The organism is Amycolatopsis sp. NPDC004079, assembly GCF_040610415.1.
GTDB classification, from domain to species: domain Bacteria; phylum Actinomycetota; class Actinomycetes; order Mycobacteriales; family Pseudonocardiaceae; genus Amycolatopsis; species Amycolatopsis halotolerans.
Genome location: NZ_JBEXMH010000062.1, coordinates 37040 through 52815, shown reverse-complemented (window position 1 = coordinate 52815; position 15776 = coordinate 37040). Strand labels below are relative to the sequence as shown.

Here is a 15776-nt window from a genome sequence, read left to right as displayed (position 1 = left end):
ATTGTGATGACGGGCGGCGGGTGCTTGTCAAGGCGGGAAAGATGCCTTGACAAGCACCCGCCGCCCGCATTTTTGGCTTCGTATCGGGGTGCGGGGGTGGTGTGGGTGCTTGGTTGGGTGGGTGCGTCTGCGGCGGTTTGGGGGTTGGTGCGGGGCTTGGCGGGTGGCCGTGGAGGGCTCCTTGGCTTTCGCGAGGTTCCCCTCTCGGGCCGCGCTGTCCGTGAAGGGCCCCTTGAGAGAATCAGATTCCCTCAAGGGGCCCTTCACGGACTTTCAGGCAGGGCCACATGGCGGCAAATCGGGCATTCCGGTGGCCTTTGCGTCCTCTGTGGACGGTCAGTGGGCCGAGGTCGCGCGGTTTAAGTTCCTGGCATGGGCAATCAGAGTCCCTCAGGGGTCCCCTCACGACTCCGCTGGCTGGCTGGTGGGGGAAGCCGCCCGCCGGTTTCGCCGGGGAAAGCGCGGGTGAGCAGGGGGCGGGCAAATCAATCCCCTCCCACGCACCGTGAAGCCCCCGCACGGTGCGCTGCCGAGTCCCCAACAGGTCTTCACCAAGTTGGCCTCGCGAGCGGGCACCAGTGCGCGGCACCAACCCAAGAACCCTCATCCGCACTAGCAAGCAATGAAGGGACCCCTCATCCCTAACCATCCGTAGTCATGAAGGGTCCCTTCACTCCACTCTTCGGCGACCGACGGCCACCGCCACCACTCGAATGGCGCAAGATCCTCACGCTCACCGGGAGTGACGGTAGGGTTTGGCCACTCTCGGCGTCGCTACTGGACAGAAAGTGGGAAGCAGACCTTGCACCCGGTCGGTCGAGCGCAGAGCATGGACGTCGTGTCCGACTTCCCCTATGCGCTGGTCGTCCCGTGGGTCCTGGTCTGCATCCTGGCGATCCTGGTGCTGGTCCTCGCCTTCCGGGCGCGCCGGCCCAAGGGCGTCATCCAGGACGCCGTTTTGCAGGCCGTCCACCGGATGTCCAAGGCCACGCCCAACCTCCGGGCGGGGCTCGACGAGGAGGCCGCCAACCGGATGACGGCGGAGCTCCTCGAGGTGCTCGACTGTCTCGCCGTCGGTATCACGGACAGTGAAGGCACCCTGCTGTCCTGGGCGGGCGAGGCCACCGACCACTATCTGGACGTCGTCGAGGACATTGGCACCGCGTTGCGCAAGCATCGTCGCGCCGTCGCTGATCACAACAAGATGCCCTGCAATCACCGGGGCACTTGCAAGATGAAGACCGCCGCCATCGTTCCCATTCTCGTTGAGGGCGAGGCCGAGGCGACGCTGATCGTGGTCGGGCGTACGCGCGGCAAGCTGGTGCAGATGGCTGAAGCCGTGGGGCAATTCGTCTGCACGCAGTTCGAGCTCGCGCGGCTGGAAGAGTCGCGCAATCAGTTGCAGCAGGCGGAAATCAAAGCCCTGCGCGCGCAAATCTCGCCGCACTTCGTGTACAACGCGCTCAACACGATCTCCGCGCTCATCCGCACCGATCCGGAGGAAGCGCGCGAACTGCTTCAGGACTTCGCGGACTTCACTCGCTATTCGTTCCGCACGTCCGGCATGTACACCACGCTCGCCGAGGAACTGCGCAACATCGACCGGTACCTGACTATCGAAAACGCTCGTTTCGGCGGCAGGCTCGAGGTGCGGATGAAGATCGCGCCCGAGGTGCTGAGCGTCGTGGTGCCGTTCCTGATCATCCAGCCGCTGGTGGAAAACGCCGTCAAGCACGGCCTGGCCAGCAAGCCGAGCGGCGGCTGCGTCACGGTGATCGCGCGGGACGACGGGCACGAAGCGCTGATCACGGTCGAGGACGACGGCATCGGCATGGATCCGCGGCAGCTCACCGATCTGCGGAACGCGCACCGCACTGGCGCGCACGTCGGGCTCGGCAACATCAACCAGCGGATGCGACAAGTGTTCGGCGAGGATTACGCGCTCACCGTCGAAACCGCGCCGGGTGCGGGGATGAAGGTCGCGTTGCGGGTGCCGAAGTTCAAGCTCGGCGTGCGGCCGAACATGCCGGACTACTCCGCCGACGTCCCGCAGCAGCCGCCCGCACCGGTCGAGCCCGAACCGGAACCCGACGGAGTGCACGGCTCGCGTTCGGGAATGCTGCCCGCGCACTGAACTGGTTAGCCTGGGCAGATGAGCGTGACCGACAAGCTGACTTCCCGCCTTTCCGTGCTCGGCGACCGGGGGGACCGCAAGGACGTGGTCGCCGTCGTGAAGCTGCACGGCGTGATCACGCCGACGCCGTCGCCGCTGGCCCGCGGCGCGATCAACCTCGGCGCCGTCGAATCCGCGCTCACCAGGGCGTTCGCGCACGACCGGCTCAAGGCCGTCGCGCTGCAGATCAACTCGCCCGGCGGCGCGCCGACGCAGTCCGGCCTCGTCGCGGAGCGGATCCGGCAGCTGGCCGACGAGAAGGGCGTGCCTGTCCTGGCGTTCGCCGAGGACGTCGCCGCGTCCGGTGGCTACTGGCTCGCCTGCGCGGCCGACGAGATCTACGCGCACCGGACGTCCATGGTCGGTTCGATCGGCGTCATCAGCGGCGGGTTCGGGTTTACCGGGCTGCTCGAACGCTTCGGCATCGAGCGCAGGCTGCACACCGCGGGAGCGAACAAATCGCGGCTCGACCCGTTCAGCCCGGAGAAGCCCGAGGACGTCGAGTGGCTGAAGAACATGCACAGCCAGCTGCACGAACTGTTCGTGGAATGGGTCAAGGAACGCCGCGGCGACCGGCTGACCGATTCCGCCGATCTGTTCACCGGGGACGTCTGGCTCGGGCAGAAAGCCGTCGATCTCGGCCTGGTGGACGGAGTCGGTTCGCTGCGCGAGATCGTCAACAAGCGGTACCCCGGCGCGGAGATTTCCGTGGCCGAGCCCAAGAAACCGCTGCTCGCGCGGCTCGGGATCGGGGCTCCGGCGGCGGCGAGCGCGCTGCTGGACGCGGTCACCACGAAGGCGGCCTGGTCGCGTTTCGGGCTGTGACAGCTGGTGAGCGGCGACTCCGGTACGCCACTCACAAGCGGCTCTCTCGGCTGGGGTCTGGACAATGCACCTCGCAATCGGCAGGATGCGTCTCACTGTGAGTGCTCACGACGACACCCGGAAACTCATCGTCCTTGCCGTGGACGACGAGCTGGCCGGGCTGGACGAACTCAGCCACGGACTCCAGAACAACCCGCACATCCACCGCGTTTTCCAGGCCTCGGACGCCTCCGACGCGCTGCGGCTGTTCTCGCACGACGACCCGGAACTGGCTGCCCGGCGGGCAACCGGCCTGCCGACGGTCGACGCCGTGTTCGCCGACATCGACATGCCCGGCCTGTCCGGGATGGAGATGTCGCGCGTGATCGCGGCGATGAACCCGTCGCCGGTTCTGGTGTTCGTCACCGGGCACGCCGAGGAAGCGGTGAACGCGTTCGACCTCGGCGCGGTCGACTACGTCCTGAAGCCGTTCCAGCAGGACCGGCTCGACCGGTCGGTCGCGCGCGTGCGCGAGAAGCTGGCCACGGTCGCGGGCCCGCCCGCGGGCCAGGGCGGCGCCGAGCCGGTGAAGAACGACGACGAGGTCATCCCGGTCGAACTCGCCGGCACCACGAAGCTGATCCCGCGTTCGTCGGTCCGCTGGGTCGAGGCCCAGGGCGACTACGCGCGGCTGTTCACCACCGAGGGCAGCCACCTGGTCCGGATCCCGCTCGCCCAGCTGGAGGAACGCTGGGAGAAGGCCGGATTCGTGCGGATCCACCGGTCGTTCCTGGTCGCGCTGCCGCTGATCACCGAAATGCGGATGGGCCAGGGCGGCTACCAGGTCGTGATCGGCAACGAGGAGAAAGTCCTGCCGGTCAGCAGGCGGCACACCCGGGCGCTGAAGGACCGCATCGTCGGTTCCGGCCGGGGCGGCTAGCCGTCGATGTCCTCGCCTGAAGACCCTTACCACCGGCTCGAGAACGGAGTCCGCAAACCGGACCCGACGCTGGGCGTGCGGCCGGAGGACCGCGCGGTGGTCGAACCGGTGCCGCCTGCTCCCGAACCGGCTCCGCGCACCAGCGAACCCGCGCACGTACGGCCGAAACGGGAGCGCGTGGTGCTCGCCGATTCTCGGCAGTCGTCCGGGCGGATGCGCGGGCGGATCGAGCTGGAGGAACAGACCAGCTGGGGAAAACTGCTGGTCCGCGACCTGGTGAAGGTGCAGCTGCGGACGTCGGTGTGGCTGGCCGTGCTCGTCCTGGTCGTGCTCGGGATGCTGCCCGCGTTGTTCTATTTCCTCCCGGCGGTCGCACGGTTCACCGTGATCGGCATCCCGATCCCGTGGCTCGTGCTCGGCCTGCTTCCGTTCCCGTTCCTCTTCGCCGTCGGCCTCTGGTACAACCGGCTCGCCGAGCGGCATGAACGCGACTTCGTCGACATGATCGAGAACTGACCCGCGCGGGGGATGCGCGCCCTGGTGGCGGCGCGTCGTTAAACCGTGTGGTCGTGCGAGGATTCACGCCGTGCAGCTGACCCCGTGGACGTTGACCGGCTTGGCGCTGGTCGCCTTCGCGACGTTCTACCTTGGCTACCGTTCGTCGCGCGGTGCCACCAGCACGCACGATTTCCTCGTCGCCCGACGCACGGTGCGGTCCAGCCGCAACGCCGCGGCGATCTCCGGCGAATACCTGTCGGCGGCGTCGTTCCTCGGCGTCGCGGGCATGGTGCTCAAACAGGGCGCCGACGCGACCTGGTATCCGATCGGCTTCACCGCCGGGTATCTCGCGCTGATGCTGTTCGTCGCCGCGCCGCTGCGCCGGTCCGGCGCGTACACGCTGCCGGACTTCGTGGAGGCCCGGCTCGGTTCGATCGGCCTGCGCCGGTTCGCGACCGCGGGCGCGGTGTTCATCGGGATCCTCTACATGGTCCCGCAGTTGCAGGCCGCCGGTTTGACACTGGCGCAGATCGTTCCGGTACCGGCATGGGTCGGTGCGCTCGTGGTCATCGTCCTGGTCGCGGTCAACGTGATGGCCGGCGGAATGCGCGCGATCACCGTGGTGCAGGCGTTCCAGTACTGGCTCAAGCTGTTCGCGATCGCCGTGCCGACTTTCGTGCTGTGCATGGTTTTCTTCTCCGGCGGCGGCCCGGGCGGCTTTCGTGCGCTCGGTGCGCCCGCGCCTCCGGTGTTCCCGTCGGAAACCACGGTGACGGTGCAAACCGACGTGACCGTGAGGGTCACCACCGAGACGTACTTCTACGCACACGGCCACATCGACGGCGGTCCCGCGGCCGGGATGGCGCGCTGGTCGCCGCTCGTGTCGCACAAGGTGTCCTCGGGGACGAAGCTGGAATTCGCCGCGGGCACGCCGGTGCCGATCGTGAGCGACGCGCCCACGACGAACGACGCGTGGCTGCATCCGGCGTCGAGTGGTATCAGCGACCTGCTGCAGACGTACTCGCTGATTTTCGCGCTGTTCCTCGGCACCATGGGCCTGCCGCACGTGCTGGTCCGCTTCTACACCAACCCCGACGGCAAGGCCGCGCGCCGCACGACCGTGCACGTGTTGCTGCTGCTCGGGCTGTTCTATCTGTTCCCGACGATGCTGGGCGTGCTCTCGCGGATGTACGTGCCACAGTTGCTGCTCACCGGCAACACCGACGCCGCCGTGCTGCTGTTGCCAACTGCGGTGTTGCCAGGCTGGCCAGGACAGATCCTCGCCGCAGTGACGGCTGCAGGCGCGTTCGCGGCGTTCCTGTCGAGTTGCTCGGGGCTGCTGGTCAGCGTGGCCGGGGTGGTGTCGACAGACCTGCTGCCGGGCCGGGTCAAGGACTTCCGGGTCGCGACTCTGCTGGTCGCGGTGTGCCCGATGGCGCTCACGCTGATCTTCCGCACCGAGGACGTCTCGCTGTCGATCGGGATGACGTTCGCGCTCGCCGCGTCCACGTTCAGCCCGCTGCTGCTGCTCGGCATCTGGTGGCGCAAGCTCAGCTGGCCGGGCGCGCTGGCCGGGATGGTCGTCGGCGGCGGGCTGGTGCTCGGCGCGCTGGCGTACAACATCGTGTGCGAGTACACCGGAGACAAGATGCCGTGGTACACCGTGCAGCCCGCGCTGATCTCGGTGCCCGCGGCGTTCCTGGCGACCTACGTGGTGAGCAGGCTGACCCGGTCCGGCCGCCCGGAACTGGCGAACGACATCATGCTGCGCCTGCACGCCCCCGACCCGCTCGGCCTGATGCGCGACCGCGCGGTCGCCCGCTTCGGCCAGGCCGACGAGAAGCTGCGCGCCAGCCGGGGACGACACCGCAAGGGATAGCGGTTAGCGTTCCTCACACGCGTACAACGTCATGACATGGGAGCATGGAACCTGTGGTGAGCCCTGCTGAAATTCCGACCGCTGAAGTCCGCGACCTTCCCGCGGACGTCGCACTGCTCGACGTCCGCGAGGACGACGAGTGGGCCGCCGGGCACGCCCCCGCCGCGGTGCACATCCCGCTCGGCGAACTGCCCGCGCGGGTCAACGAACTCTCCGAATTCCCCGAGGACAACCCGGTCTACGTCATCTGCCGCTCCGGCGGCCGCTCGGCGCGCGCCGCGGCCTGGCTGAACGCCAGCGGCTGGGACGCGGTCAACGTCGCGGGCGGAATGGGAGCCTGGGCTCGTGAAGGCCGCCGCATGGTGAGCGAAAACCCTGACTCTGAACCCGAGGTTCTCTGACGGATGCCTGCCCAGTCTGTTCCCGAGCCGCCGGAATCCTCGGATCCGGCGTCGTTCGTTCCTGGCTTCGGCCGAGACGAGGGGGACGCTGGGGACGGTTTCCGGCCGGGTTCCGGTTCGCCGGTTGACGCTGGCGGCTCTCCGGGGGCGGTTTACGGGCAGCCTGGTTCTGGCGTGGGTCATGCCGGACCGCCGCGGGGGAATGGGCCTGGTTCCGGGTCGGCTGGCTCGGCTTCGCAGCCTCAGCCTGGCCAGACCGGCGGCGTGGACGCGGGGCCGAGTGGGCGCGAGCAGTTCGCCGCGCAGTCGTATCCGGCTCAGCCTGGTGGCGTGAATGCTGGCCCCGCGGTGTCGTATCCCGCTCAGCCCGGCGGCGTGAGTGCCGGGCCGACTGGCTCCGCGCAGTCGTATCCCGCTCAGCCCGGCAGTGCGAATGCGCAGCCCGCTGGCTTTGCCCAGCCGGGCCCGCCGCCGCAATCCGGCGCGCAGCCGTATCCCGGCGGCGCCGCGCAGCCGGGAATGCCTCCGCACCCCGGCCACTGGGCGCAGCCGCCAGCCGGGCCCGCGCATCCCGGCCAGCAGTTCGCCAATCCGTACCAGCCGCAGTACCCCGCGCATCCGCAGTACCCGGCGCAGGCGTATCAGCAGCATCCGGCGTACGCGCGCCCGTTCACCGCCGCCCCGCAAGGCGCGGTGCACCGACCGGCTCAGCAACAGTCGCAGCCGATCCCGCCGAAGCGAGCGGCCAAACTGCGCTGGGTCGCCTCCCCGCCGCCGAGTGCCGTCCGCCGCCGCCGCGCCGTGCCCGCGACGCCCTACTCCGGGCCGCCGTCCTATCCGGTGCCGCCGCGATGGGGGTTCCCGAATCTCACCTGGCGCCGTCCGACGAACGTGCCTGGCACCGCGTCCGGCGAGGTCCGCTCGATCGACCGGATTCCGGTGCTCGCGCGGAGCCTCACGACGATCCTCTGGACGTTCGCGGTTCTCGCGGTGATCGCGGCGGTGGCGGAGATCTGGCGATACGCGCTCCTGGTCGAAAGCCGCGATTCCGCGCTGAACACCAGCGTCGTCGGGTTCTCCGACGCTTTCGTGATGCTCGCCGGGCTGCTCACCACGATCTTTTCGCTGCTGCCAGCGGGACTCTCGGTCTGGTGGCTGCTGGTCGCCCGGCAAGCCGCCGCTGACGAAGCCGGCGAAGCGCCGCCGCGGCCGGTCTGGCAGGTGCTCGTGAGCGTGTTGGTGCCGATCGTGAACCTGCCGCTCGCGTTGTCCGTGGTCAGCGAACTGGAGCACGCCGTGCTCCGCCGTCCCCGCGACGCGCGGCCGAAGCCGTCGCGGCTCGTGCTCGGCTGGTGGGGCACGTGGCTGGCGAACTGGGTGCTGCTGGTCGTCACGATCATCTGGCGCATCCGGCCGGGCGTGCAGGCGATGGCGGACAGCGTTCTGCTGGTCGCGCTCACCGACCTCGCCGCGGCCGCGCTCGCGATCGTCACCGCGCTGGTGATCCGGCGGTTCTCGCATCTGCTGATGCCGATCGCCCCGGAACGGCTGCGCGACCTTCGCGTGCTCAAGATCGAGGGCGCGCCGGAGCCGGAGCTGCGGACCGCGCGGCCGGTCGGCGCCGCGCGTTAAAGGTCGCCGAGCGCCGGTTCCAGCTGGCCGAACGCGACCGCCGCCGAGTTCCGGATCTGCTCCGCCAGGTCGTCCAGCTTGACGTCCTGCCAGGTCAGCTGCCAGACGTCGTCGAGAAGAAGGCGCAGCACTGACGTGAGGTGCGCCCCGGCCGTCCGCGACAGCATTTCGCGGTCCGGATGCCGGTCGAGCAGCGCGGCGACGAGCTGGGTTTCCCGGTCGGCGTGCATGTCCCGGAGCGCGGACGTGAGGCGTTCGCTTTGCCGCACCATCCGCACGAAGGACACGTCCGCGAACCCGAGCAGCGCGCTCGTCTTGTCCAGCTCCGCGAAGAACCCGTCCCGCACGGCGTCCAGCGCCGGCGTCCCCGGATCGGCCCGGACCAGGTCCGCGGGCCAGTCCACGAAATCCGTCCGGATGTCGAAGACCAGGTCTTCCTTCCGGCTGAAGTGATTCGTCACGGTCATCTTGGCGACGCGTGCCGCCTCCGCGACCTCGGCGATCGTCACCTGGTCGAACCCGCGCCGGATGAACAGCCGCGTCGCCACCGCCGAGATCGTCTGCCGGGTCTCCAGCTTCTTCTGCTCCCTGAGGCTCACCCCGGCCACTGTACTAGGTCCGACCTAAAATTGTGCTTGACCCATTCGCTAGGTTCGACCTAATCTCAGGTCCGACCTAATGAAGGAGGTGACCTGACTCGATGACCACGCGGCTTCCGGTCTCCGATTCCGGTCTTCGCAGGCTCGGCGGGGTGCTGATCCTGGGCGCCGTGCTGTCGATCCTCGACGCGACGATCGTGTCGGTCGGGATCGGCGTGATGGCGCGTGACCTGGACAGTTCGCTGCCGACCGTGCAGTGGGTGGCGAGCGCGTACCTGCTGGCCGCCTCGCTCACCATCCCGCTGTCCGGCTGGCTCGCCGACCGATTCGGCGGCCGCCCGGTGTGGATCGTGGCCGTCGGGCTGTTCACGGTGGGCACGGTGCTGTGCGGTTTCGCCTGGTCCGCGCCGGCGCTGATCGCGTTCCGCGTGCTGCACGGCCTCGGCGGCGGTCTCATGCAACCGGTCGGCCAGGCGATTTTCGCGCAGGCAGCCGGCCCTCGGCTGGGCCGGATGATCGGCGTCGTCACGCTGCCCGCCACCGTCGCGCCCGTGCTGGGCCCGATGCTCGGCGGCGCGCTCGTCCAGGATCTTGGCTGGCGCTGGCTGTTCTTCGGGATCGTCCCGTTCGGCGTCGCCACCTTGCTGCTCGCCGTCCGAGTGCTGCCGCGCGAGAAACCGACCGGCACGCGCGACCCACTGGACGTCCGCGGCCTGCTGTTGCTCCCGCCAGGACTCGGCGCACTCGGCTACGGCCTAGGCGAAGGCTCCACCACCTTCGCCATCGCCGGTGCCGTGCTGCTCATCGCCTACGCCTGGCACGCCCGTCGTGTTCCAGCGCCGCTGCTGGATCTGAAGTTGTTCGCGCACAAGGCTTTCACTGTCGCGAGCGCGAGCACCTTCTTGCTGGGCGCGTCGCTGTACAGCTCGATGTTGCTGCTTCCGCTTTACTACCAACAAATCCAGCACACGTCCGCCCTCGCCGCCGGACTCCTGCTAGCGCCCCAGGCCCTAGGCTCCGCCGTCGTCCTCATCGCGGGCGGAAAGCTTTTGGACCGCTTCGGCTCCCGAACGGTAATGCTCACCGGCATCGCACTGTCTCTGTTAGGCACCATCGCCTTCACCCAACTCGGCGATTCCCCAAGCCCGACCCTGTTGACAGTTTCGCTGCTGATCCGCGGATTCGGCCTAGGCGCGACGACCACCCCCGGCATGACAATGTTGTACACCTCGCTGGAACGCAGCCAAATCCCCCGAGCGGCGAGCGCGATCAACGTCGTCAACCGCATCGGCGGCTCGCTGGGCACGGCGCTTTTGGTAGCCGTCCTGCATGCGCAACCACCAGGTCCCGCCGCCTTCGGTACCACTTTCACCTGGGCACTAGGCCTCTCCCTGCTGAGCTTTATCCCCGCTCTCTTCTTCCCGAAAGGAACCCGCGCATGACGCTGCGACTCCTGGCCGTGCACGCCCACCCCGATGACGAATCAAGCAAAGGCGCCGCGACCCTAGCCCGCTATGCACGCGAAGGCGTAGACGTCCTAGTAGCCACCTGCACCGGCGGCGAACGCGGCGATGTACTCAACCCAACCTTGAACCGAGAAGACGTCCGACGGGACTTACCCGCCATCCGCCGCCGAGAAATGGCTGATGCGGCAAGGGTTCTCGGCATCCGCCAAACGTTCCTGGGGCACGAGGACTCAGGCCTGACGGAACCTTCTCCCGCCGGAAGCTTCGCCGAGATCCCCTTGGCTGAAGCGACAAAACCGCTGCTGGACGTGATGCGGGAATTCCGTCCACAGGTAGTGGTCACCTACGACGAAACCGGCGGTTATCCACACCCCGACCACATCCGCACGCACGAGGTCACGACCGCCGCGTTCGACGAGTCCGACGACGGTGCCCCGCGCAAGCTCTACTATCTGGCCACCCTCAGCCGATCCTGGTTCGAAGCCATGCACGAGGCGACCCTCGCCGCTGGCCAAGAGTCGATGATGGGCCCGGTCCTGGAAGAGCTCCCGCCGACCGACGTGCTCACCGTGACCACCCGAATCCGCTGCGAAGAACACTTCGCGACCCGGGATGCCGCGTTGCGCGCGCACGCCACGCAGATGGATCCGGCGCACCCGTTTTTCGCGCACTCGCGCGAGATCGAACGAAAGGCCTGGCCCTGGGAGGACTACCACCTGGCCCGCACGAACGGCCCCGTCGAGATCGGCACCGGACTGGAGGACGACCTGTTCGCGGGTTTGCGGTGACTGCGTTGGCAGGGAATTCGGCGGCCGGTGCCTGTTCGAGGAAAGAGGTGGCGGTGGGTGGCGCGTTGGGTTGGTGTGCCGGGCCGTTTGCGGCTCGCGTGGGTGCGCTGGTGGGGAACTTGGCGGCCGGTGCCAGCCCGACGAAACAGGTGGCGGGTGGCGTTGGGTTGGTGTGCTGGTCCGTTCGCAGCTCGCGTGGCTGCGCTGGCGGGGAACTCGGCGGCCGGTGCCAGCCCGACGAAAGAGGTGGCGCGTTGAGTTGGTGTGCCGGGCCGTTCGCGTGCCTGCGCTGCTGGGAAGCGGGTCTCGGCTGGCCGGTGCGACCTGAAGGTGTCTTCGGTGGGCGCACCGCGTTGTGGCGGCAGGCGTGCTGGTCGGGTTTGTGGTGAGCGGCGCTGCTCGGGAAGCGGATTCCGGCCCGCGGCCATCCGATTATCCAGCACTCACCACCCGAACCCGGAGCAGTTCAGGCAGTCACCGGCAAACTCCGCAGCCCCCGGATCACGAACTCCGGTCGCCGTTCCGGCACCGCTGCCAGCCGCAACTCCGGAAGTCGCTTGGTCAGTGCCGTCAACGCCGCCGCGATTTCTACCCGGGCCAGCGGTGCCCCGACGCAATAGTGGATCCCCATCCCGAACCCGAGGTGGGCGTTCGGCGATCGGCCCACATCGAGGGTGTCCGGGGCATCGAACACCTTCGGATCGCGCGCCGCGGCACCCAGCAACGCCCCGACCTTCGAGCCCTTCTCCACCCGGTGACCAGCGATTTCCACCTCCTCAGTCGCCGTGCGCTCGAACAGCTGCAACGGCGAGTCGAAGCGGATCAGTTCTTCCACAGCTGAGTCCAGCAACGTTGGGTCGGACCTAAGTCGCTCCCATTCCGTGCGGTGGGTCAACAACGCGGTCACCCCATTGCCGATCACGTTCACCGTCGCCTCGTGGCCCGCCATCAGGAGCAGGACGGCGGTGGCGACGACCTCGTCAGGGGTCAGTTCGCTCGCGGTCAGGTCACGGACGATCCCGCGCGGGGAGTCGGCGACGACGTCGCGCAGGTAGGCCACGAAATCGGCGGCGGCTTGCTCGGCAGCGTCGCGGCCATCCTCGGAAAGGCCGTATTCGTACATCTTCACGATGGCGTTGCTCCACGTCACCAGCTGCGAGCCGTCCGAGGTCGGGACGCCTAGCAGCTCCGCGATTACCGCGACCGGCAACGGTTGCGCCAAGTGCTCCAGCAGGTCCGCGCTGCCGTCGGAGGCGATTTTCGCGGCCAGAGTGTCCACCATGGACTCCGCGAGTTCCGCGACCATCGGGCGCAGCCGCTGTACGTGACCCCGGCCGAACTCGCCCGCGATAACGCGGCGCAGGCGGGTGTGCGCGGGCGGTTCGTTCTCCAGCAACGAGTTGCGGTGCAGCAGGTTGAACGAAGCGAACCGTTCCAGCGGCTGTGCGTCGGTCCAGATTCGGCCGAGTCCGCGGTGCCGGAGTACAGCGGCGGACGCGGCGTGCGAAACCGTGATCGCGATGCCGAGGCCGTCGTGCCGGTGCACCTCGCCTTCGGCGCGCAGCGCGGCGAAGGCGGGATACGGGTCGGCGAGGAAGGCGGGATCGCGAGGGTCGAACACGAGCAGACTCTAACCCGCGAGCCCGCGCACCCGGTCGCTTCGATAGCGTCTGACACCGAGTTCCAAGGAGGCTGAAATGGGTAAAGGCGCGCGTAAGAAGGGTCCCAAGCCGGACCGCAAGCCGAAGGTGCGCGACGTCTTCGTCGGGCAGCCGTTCGAGGGTCTGGCGGCGGAGCCGGAGCTGATCGCGTTGCGCGAGTTCGTCCCGTCGGCCACGGCGAAGCTCACGCTCGCCGACGGCGGCGACGTCACGCTCGGCACGGTGCTGCCCATGGCCGCCGCGGCGTTCGTGCGTTCGGACGGCGAGCGATTCCTTGGCCTCCAGGTGCAGACGCGGTCTTCCGACATCAGCCGCGACCTCGGCCGCGCGCTTCGCTGGCTGCTCGACGCCGAACCGGGCGACGTGCTGTCGGTGCCGGACACGACGTCGCCCACCGACCCGGACGAGCACAACCGGCTCCAGGACCTGCTCGTGCCGAGTGCGGAGCTGCAGGTCGACCTCCACACCGACTTCGCCTGGTGGCTGCCCGAGGACGCGGACGCGACCGGCGACGTCGCGGTGTCCCTCGAGCGCGCCAACGCCGCGATCATGCCCACCGACCGGCTCGGCTCCGGCGCGTACTGGGTGCTCGCCGGCGAGAAGGCGCACCTGCGCTGGGTCCGCCCGGAACCGGAGAACCTGCTGCTGCAAGCGCTTGCGCGGCTGTCCGCGGCCGGCACGCTCGGGCTCGGCGAGGGCACCCGCTACGCCGGTTCGTTCCGCGCGCACGGCCTGCTCGTCCCGGTGTGGGACCTCGACCCCGAGGCGCACGCCCGGGAGTGGGCCGAGCCCAAGGACCAGCTCGGCGCCCGGCTGGACGAGGCGCTCAAATCGCTCGACTCCGAGCCGCTCAACGCCACCGAGCGGCGCGCCCGAGACGGTCTGATCGGGCGACAGCTCACCATCCGCTGACATATCCACATGTGGACAACTCGACCTGAGTTGTCCACATGTGGGTAAGTCGATGGGACGATCACAGCGTGATCCTCCACATCTGCACCCGCGACGAGTGGGCCGCCGTGCCCGAAGACGGCGAATACCGGGCGCCGTCGCTCGAAGACGCCGGATTCATCCACTGCTCGGACCCGGGCACCGTCGCGCTGCCCGCCAACGCGCTTTTCCTCGGCCAGCCCGGTCTGGTGCTGCTGGAAATCGACCCCAAGCTGGTCGACGCGCCCGTCCGCTGGGAGGACGGCGCCCCGCCGGACCCGCGCGGAATCCAGTTTCCGCACATCTACGGCCCGATCCCGCGAAACGCTGTGGTCTCGGTACACGATTTCCCCACTGACTCCGGCGGTGCCTTGAAGCTGCCCGAGTCGCTTTCCGTGCGCTGACCTCAGTTGTCCACAGCTACGGAAAGTAGCGACGGAGACAGGACAACCCCGGGGGGCGCTCATGCGTGGTGGGGATGACGAGGAACCGTCGCTCGACGCGGTCATCCGGGGAGGGGGCGATACGGTGACAGCAGCCGCGTTGCCCCTCGCGAGCGGAGATCCGCCGTGGGCCGGGCCGCAGGCGGAAGCCGTCAACACCACCGCGGACTTCGGCGACTTCGTGCGCGAGGCCCTGCCCGGCCTGCTTCGCTACGGCCACGTGCTCACCGGCAACCCGCACGACGCCGCGGACCTCGTCCAGACCGTGCTCGAAAAGATGGGCGCACGCTGGTCGTACGTGCAGCAGAAGACCGGCGACCCGCTGGCCTACGTGCGGCGTTCGATGGCGAACGCGCACGTCAGCCGCTGGCGCCGGACGCGGCGGGAGAACCTCGTCGCGGACCTGCCGGAGACCAGCCCGAGCGCGCCGAAGGATCCGTTCGAGCACGAGCCGCTGTGGCAGGCGCTGCGCGACCTCCCGCCGCGGCAGCGCACGGTGATGGTGTTGCGGTACTACGAAGGACTGTCCGAGGTGGAAATCGCCAAGGCGCTGGACATCAGCCAGGGGACGGTGAAAAGCCAAGCGAGCAAGGCCATCGCGTCCTTGCGGGCGAAACTGAAGAACCAGGAAGGAGGTGACGCGGGGTGAGCGAGTCCGAGGATCTGGAACAGCGCCTCCGCGCCCTCCTCGCCGACGACCGGCTGGCCGTCGCACCAACCGAGGACGCCGCGTCGGTCATCGTGGCGGGCGCGCGCAGGCGGCGGCGCAGACAGCGCGTCCTGACGTCCGCGGCCGGGGCGGCGTGCGTGCTCGCGGTCGCGTCGGCCGGGCTGGTGGTGCTGCAGTTGCGCACGCCGCCAGCGGCAACAGACTTCGCCGCGCAGCAGGTCGCGTCGACCCGGCCCACGGTGCCTTCTTCGGTACCCGAGCCGTCTTCGAGCGCCGAATCGACGCAGGTGCAAGCGCCGGTCGAATCGTCTGAGCACGGTACGGCCGAACCGCCGGTGCCGCCCGCGCATCCGCACCACACGAAATCGGCACCGCCGCAGACGACGCCGACGAAGGCCGCTTCCGGAGCGTTGGTGACCGCCGACGGCCTCGGCGCGGTGAAGCTCGGCATGACCGAGCAGCAGCTCACGGGCCAGGGCATGACGCTCACGGCGGTCAAAGAGTCGGCTGGCTGCACGTACTACGACGTCAGCGGCGCTGGCGTTCCCGCCGCGACAGCTGTCGTGTCGCAGGACAACGGCGTGGTCGCGGTGAAGCCCGACGGTGCCGCGCACACCCCGGAAGGCGTGGGCGACGGGACGCCGAAGGACCAGGTCACGTCGACCTATCCGGGCACGTCGGAGTCGGGGAGCGCGCTCGTGTCGCCGACCGGCGACCAGGGCGCGTATCACTTCACGCTGAACTCGGACGGGGCTGTCCAGGCCATCGAGGTCCGCGCGAAGACGCAGGACTGCGCCGGCTGAAAATTCCGCCAGGCCGATGTCGATCTGGCCCCGCGCCGCTCGTGTAGCGGGTGACGGGCCGGTTCGCGGTCCGCGGAAGCGGAAGGACA

At 68.9% G+C, this 15776-nt stretch carries 15 protein-coding genes; 13 read left to right on the top strand and 2 right to left on the bottom strand.

The genetic code is table 11. The features are described 5' to 3' along the window. Positions 1-829: 829 nt before the first annotated feature. The 7 genes from ABZX37_RS39970 to ABZX37_RS39940 all read left to right on the top strand — a co-directional run bounded on the left by ABZX37_RS39970 (position 830) and on the right by ABZX37_RS39940 (position 8327). Positions 830-2134 carry a histidine kinase gene (locus ABZX37_RS39970; RefSeq protein ID WP_354748684.1) on the top strand — a complete coding sequence of 435 codons (1305 nt, stop codon included), beginning with the start codon at positions 830-832 and terminating at the stop codon, positions 2132-2134. Between the two features lie 18 nt (positions 2135-2152). Continuing rightward, positions 2153-2998 (top strand): S49 family peptidase, encoded by an 846-nt coding sequence (locus tag ABZX37_RS39965; RefSeq protein ID WP_354748682.1) that lies wholly within the window; start codon positions 2153-2155, stop codon positions 2996-2998. An 85-nt stretch (positions 2999-3083) separates the two neighbouring features. Beyond that, positions 3084-3917, top strand: coding sequence for a LytTR family DNA-binding domain-containing protein (locus ABZX37_RS39960; RefSeq protein WP_344281992.1), 834 nt, complete (start codon positions 3084-3086; stop codon positions 3915-3917). A 6-nt stretch (positions 3918-3923) separates the two neighbouring features. Next, complete coding sequence (locus ABZX37_RS39955; RefSeq protein ID WP_354748680.1) at positions 3924-4433, top strand: hypothetical protein; 510 nt, start codon at positions 3924-3926, stop codon at positions 4431-4433. A gap of 70 nt (positions 4434-4503) precedes the next feature. Further along, a complete protein-coding gene (locus ABZX37_RS39950; RefSeq protein ID WP_354748678.1) occupies positions 4504-6294 on the top strand; it encodes a cation acetate symporter in 1791 nt (596 codons plus the stop codon). Positions 6295-6338: 44 nt separating this feature from the next. Further along, positions 6339-6695 (top strand): rhodanese-like domain-containing protein, encoded by a 357-nt coding sequence (locus ABZX37_RS39945; RefSeq protein WP_354748676.1) that lies wholly within the window; start codon positions 6339-6341, stop codon positions 6693-6695. A gap of 693 nt (positions 6696-7388) precedes the next feature. Continuing rightward, a complete protein-coding gene (locus ABZX37_RS39940; protein ID WP_354748692.1) occupies positions 7389-8327 on the top strand; it encodes a DUF4328 domain-containing protein in 939 nt (312 codons plus the stop codon). On the opposite strand, the gene ABZX37_RS39935 is transcribed toward ABZX37_RS39940, so the two are convergent. After that, positions 8324-8926, bottom strand: coding sequence for a TetR/AcrR family transcriptional regulator (locus tag ABZX37_RS39935; protein WP_354748674.1), 603 nt, complete (start codon positions 8924-8926; stop codon positions 8324-8326). The two genes, ABZX37_RS39940 and ABZX37_RS39935, sit on opposite strands and share 4 nt — an antisense overlap. Positions 8927-9027: 101 nt before the next feature. On the opposite strand from ABZX37_RS39935, the gene ABZX37_RS39930 reads away from it, so the two are divergent. Together ABZX37_RS39930 and mca are read left to right on the top strand one after the other, a co-directional pair. Further along, positions 9028-10368 carry a DHA2 family efflux MFS transporter permease subunit gene (locus tag ABZX37_RS39930; protein ID WP_354748672.1) on the top strand — a complete coding sequence of 447 codons (1341 nt, stop codon included), beginning with the start codon at positions 9028-9030 and terminating at the stop codon, positions 10366-10368. Beyond that, positions 10365-11180: a mycothiol conjugate amidase Mca gene (mca, locus tag ABZX37_RS39925; protein WP_354748670.1), complete on the top strand. Its 816-nt coding sequence runs from the start codon at positions 10365-10367 to the stop codon at positions 11178-11180. Before ABZX37_RS39930 ends, mca begins: the two co-directional genes overlap by 4 nt. A 466-nt stretch (positions 11181-11646) precedes the next feature. Here mca and ABZX37_RS39920 read toward each other — a convergent pair whose 3' ends face one another. Continuing rightward, positions 11647-12801: a cytochrome P450 gene (locus tag ABZX37_RS39920; RefSeq protein ID WP_354748668.1), complete on the bottom strand. Its 1155-nt coding sequence runs from the start codon at positions 12799-12801 to the stop codon at positions 11647-11649. A gap of 76 nt (positions 12802-12877) precedes the next feature. Between ABZX37_RS39920 and ABZX37_RS39915 the strand changes: the two genes are divergently transcribed. The 4 genes from ABZX37_RS39915 (at position 12878) to ABZX37_RS39900 (ending at position 15687) form a co-directional block, all read left to right on the top strand. Beyond that, entirely contained in the window at positions 12878-13753 is an 876-nt protein-coding gene (locus ABZX37_RS39915; RefSeq protein ID WP_354748666.1) for a DUF5926 family protein, read from the top strand. A 68-nt stretch (positions 13754-13821) separates the two neighbouring features. Next, positions 13822-14175: a DUF952 domain-containing protein gene (locus ABZX37_RS39910; protein WP_354748664.1), complete on the top strand. Its 354-nt coding sequence runs from the start codon at positions 13822-13824 to the stop codon at positions 14173-14175. Between the two features lie 61 nt (positions 14176-14236). After that, a complete protein-coding gene (locus ABZX37_RS39905; protein WP_354748662.1) occupies positions 14237-14863 on the top strand; it encodes a SigE family RNA polymerase sigma factor in 627 nt (208 codons plus the stop codon). After that, a complete protein-coding gene (locus ABZX37_RS39900; RefSeq protein WP_354748660.1) occupies positions 14860-15687 on the top strand; it encodes a hypothetical protein in 828 nt (275 codons plus the stop codon). Before ABZX37_RS39905 ends, ABZX37_RS39900 begins: the two co-directional genes overlap by 4 nt. Positions 15688-15776: the final 89 nt, after the last annotated feature.